Source organism: Paraburkholderia sp. SECH4 (genome assembly GCF_030511745.1).
GTDB classification, from domain to species: Bacteria; Pseudomonadota; Gammaproteobacteria; order Burkholderiales; family Burkholderiaceae; genus Paraburkholderia; species Paraburkholderia madseniana.
On the sequence record NZ_JALOCP010000096.1, the window covers coordinates 1 to 3,444 of the forward strand.

At 57.4% G+C, this 3,444-nt stretch carries 3 protein-coding genes; all 3 read right to left on the bottom strand.

The annotated features are described in order from the left end of the window. Nucleotides 1–90: 90 nt before the first annotated feature. The 3 genes from M0D67_RS41770 to M0D67_RS41780 are packed head-to-tail and all read right to left on the bottom strand — an operon-like array spanning nt 91 to nt 3,301. Complete coding sequence (locus M0D67_RS41770) at nt 91–1,110, bottom strand: tyrosine-type recombinase/integrase (protein ID WP_200655491.1); 1,020 nt, start codon at nt 1,108–1,110, stop codon at nt 91–93. After that, nucleotides 1,107–2,078 carry a tyrosine-type recombinase/integrase gene (locus M0D67_RS41775; RefSeq protein ID WP_201142391.1) on the bottom strand — a complete coding sequence of 324 codons (972 nt, stop codon included), beginning with the start codon at nt 2,076–2,078 and terminating at the stop codon, nt 1,107–1,109. Before M0D67_RS41775 ends, M0D67_RS41770 begins: the two co-directional genes overlap by 4 nt. Continuing rightward, nucleotides 2,075–3,301, bottom strand: coding sequence for a tyrosine-type recombinase/integrase (locus M0D67_RS41780; protein ID WP_266243610.1), 1,227 nt, complete (start codon nt 3,299–3,301; stop codon nt 2,075–2,077). The genes M0D67_RS41775 and M0D67_RS41780 overlap by 4 nt, the downstream gene beginning before the upstream one ends. Nucleotides 3,302–3,444: the final 143 nt, after the last annotated feature.

Genomic DNA, 3,444 nt, shown 5'->3' on the forward strand with positions numbered 1-3,444 from the left:
CTAATGTGGAGCAGAGTGTAATGTGGAGTTCGGTAGGGAGCCTACAATGCGGTGGTGTTTCGCTAACCGCCGAACTCTACATAATTTCGACTACAGTTGCCGCAGCCAATCGACAAGGTCGACTTTTTTGGGCGCGTGTGTTGGTGGCGTCGCGAGAACATCAGGGAACACTTGTGCGAGTGCCTGCCGTTTGACATCCATGTCGGCTCGCGCGTAAATCATGGTGGTGTTCAAGCTGCTATGTCCCAGCCATTGACTGATGGTTGCAAAGTCGACGCCAGCTTTAAGCAACGCGATGGCGGTTCCATGACGCAGCGAGTGAGGGTGAATTCGCTTGGTACGGAGAGTCTCGACGTCTTCAGCGGCCGCGGTAACATATTTGTGTAGCAGGTAGCGCACACCGAAGCGGGTCAGTTTCCCGCCATGGCTGTTGCGGAACAGGATGTTCTCGCCATCCTCGATATCGGGATGAAGTCGAGACAATTCCTGCAGCAGTCTGGCCGTCTGTGCCCAGATCGGACATAGACGTGTCTTGCTACCCTTGCCTGTCAAGCGTACATGGTAAGGCGATTGAGCACGCACATCGCAACGACGCAGATCAAGAATCTCCTGCACCCGGGCGCCGGTGTTGAACAACACGGCGAACAACGCGTAGTCGCGCCGTCCAGCCTCGGTGGAACGATCGATTCTGCAGAGTACCGCCTTGACTTCATCAGCTTCAAGATATTCGATCGGTGCCTGCGTTGCCCCCCGCTTGAATGGCAGCGCCAGTACCCGTTGCCATTCAACCATATGTTCTGGATAGTCGTTCGCCAGGAAGCGCGAGAAAGTGTGGATTGCCGCGAGTCGGGCATTGCGCGTGTTAATACTGTTGCCGCGTTTCTCCTCGATGAACGTCAGGAAACGGCTGACGTTCACCGCATTAATGTCGCTAAGGTCCAGTCGGTCAACGGGCCGCCCGGAATCCTCGGCGAGATAACGCAGGAACAGTACGACGGCGTCACGATAGCCATGGATGGTGTGCTGGCTCATACCACGCAAGGTTGGCAGATACTCCTGGAAGAAACGGACCAGCGACCGTCCAAGTGCGTTGGAACGATGGGGTTTCATAATGTATCTCCTGCAATCAGATCACCGTAGTGTGCTTCGAAACGCCGACTGGCTTCTTCAGCGATGGCCGGAATCCACTTCAGGTAGTAGGCTGTCGACTCGATGGAGACGTGGCCCATATACAGTGCGAGTTTGGGAAGCTGTGACTGGACGTCGACTCCCTGCCGGTACCAGCGCAGGAGTGCCTGCAGTGCAAAGACGTGCCTCAGATCATGAACGCGGGGGCGACGCCCATCGCTGCCGCGCACGTCAGCTATCCGAAACACCTCCTGGATTGCTTCACGCAAACCGCCAATCGAGTAGCTACGAAATCCATTCGCGCAACTGCAAAACAGGGGCGACGTCGATTCGTTGCACGACGGCAGCATCAACCGCTGCTTGAGATACCGTTGCAGTTCCTGCCATGCGTCGGCTGAGAGCGGGACAAATCGTGACCTATGGAACTTGGATTCACGAATGTGCAATACGCCAAGTTCGATATCGGCATCGCCCAGCGTCAAATGAGCCAGCTCGCCGATACGCAGGCCCGCCGTATACAGCAAGACCACGGCTAGCCGGACGACCGCCGGCCGTAGCGGGCCTCGATATGTCGGTTGCAACTGATCGGCCGCCGCTAGCATGCGGACTACCTCCGGCTCTCCGAAGATGGCTGGCGGCCGACAATCGACTGGATGTGGAAAGCGATGGATGTCGGGGACGAAGCAAGCCGGTTCCGTGCGTTGCCGGTAGAGACAAAACTTGCGAACGATCAACTGGCGTTTCCGGCGGTGGTTAATGCAGATTGCGGAGAGTGAGCGGCACCAGGCATCGAACTGGATCGAATCGAGGTCGACCGCGGATTGCATGGACAGAAATCGCCCCAGAGAAACAAGCGTGATCTGCTCGTAGTGATACTCGCGGCCGAGGGCACGTTGCTTGACAACATACTGCTCAACGAGCTGGCCAAGGGGATAGTCGCGCGGATTCATGCTGACCTCCCTCGATCGCGGGAGATGCATGGCAGCGACAATCCGACCTCACGCAAGCTCTCGGTCTGCAACCGGAGATAGACCTGCGTGCTTTGCACGGTTCGGTGTCCGAGCAGATCGCCGATGGCCTTGATGCCGACCCCGCGGTCCAACAATCGCATCGCAAACCCATGGCGCAGACTGTAAGACGAAGTCGCATCAAGCGGCAACCCACTCTGCCGCGCTCGTCTTCGGTAAATGGACCTGATTGATGTGCTCGTCATTGCCTGCGCGGGCGCGCGCAGCCGAAGAAACAGCGACGGAAGTGCGCTATCGGGGCGAACGTTGCAAACATAGTTGCGAAGTAGCTCAAGCGCAGGGGCTGGCAGAGGAAGGACCAGGCTCGAACGCGTCTTGCGCTGTTCCACCTGAAGTGTCCTGGAAGCCCAGTTGATTGACTTCAGATCCAGCGATGCGACTTCGGACGGTCTCAACCCGAAACAGGCCATCAGATAGAGAATGAGATGGTCGCGACAGCCCGCAGTCTCGGTCCTGTCGATGGTGTCCAGAAACGCGAGGGTGAGCTTCCACGGGAGCGCTCTCGGTGGCAATTCACCCTCGTAAACACGCGGCGTATCGATGCCGTCGAGACGCGCTGGAACTTCTCCACAGTTGTAGCAAAATCGTAGAAAAGAACGTAGTTGTGCAACCGGCTGTTGCAGCGTTGTACGCTTCATCCGTTGACCGGTAGCTATAACAAATGACTCGACTGCCTGCGCGGAGATCGCACTGATCCCGGATGCAGGTTCGACAGCATGGTTGAGAAAGGCGTACGCAGTGTTCAGATGATGTCTGGTCGTTTCCATCGCCAACCCCCGCACGTCGAGCAGATATCGTCGATACGCGACCAGCAGCGACGTGAACCGGCCGAATTCTGGCTCTGGCTGCGGACTTAACCGACCGCACGCCGTCAGGTAGCGGCGAAAATTGTGCTCCGTGGCCCGGTACTGCGCCTGGCGGGTGGGGAAGGCAAATAGCTTGGAAAACTGCTTCGAAGACGATTGCACTTCAGGCGAGAACGATCGGGTTCGCTCAAGTGCCTGCCGAAGCCTGAGAACGTGTCCTCGCATCGCCTTGCGCGAATACCCCTGTGTTGACAACCATTCGGCAAAACCGCTTAACCAGGGTGCGGACGGCGACGCGGTGTAGCGGCGATGGGCTACGGGAAATAGTTCCGTGAGCATGATGACCTCCATGAATCGCTCAGAGGGAACTTCACGTTACGCCCACGGCGCAAAGTTATGTTGAGTACAAGACACCGAGCTGCTTGACCAGATTCACCAGCATCCGGCTTGTTCACATTACGGCCCGCTCCACATTAGCCAAG

What these genes read in the sequence shown, in the direction of transcription:
- M0D67_RS41775 (WP_201142391.1), bottom strand. Translation starts at nt 2,078, where the DNA reads ATGAATCCGCGCGACTATCCCCTTGGCCAGCTCGTTGAGCAGTATGTT.
- M0D67_RS41770 (WP_200655491.1), bottom strand. Translation starts at nt 1,110, where the DNA reads ATGAAACCCCATCGTTCCAACGCACTTGGACGGTCGCTGGTCCGTTTC.
- M0D67_RS41780 (WP_266243610.1), bottom strand. Translation starts at nt 3,301, where the DNA reads ATGCTCACGGAACTATTTCCCGTAGCCCATCGCCGCTACACCGCGTCG.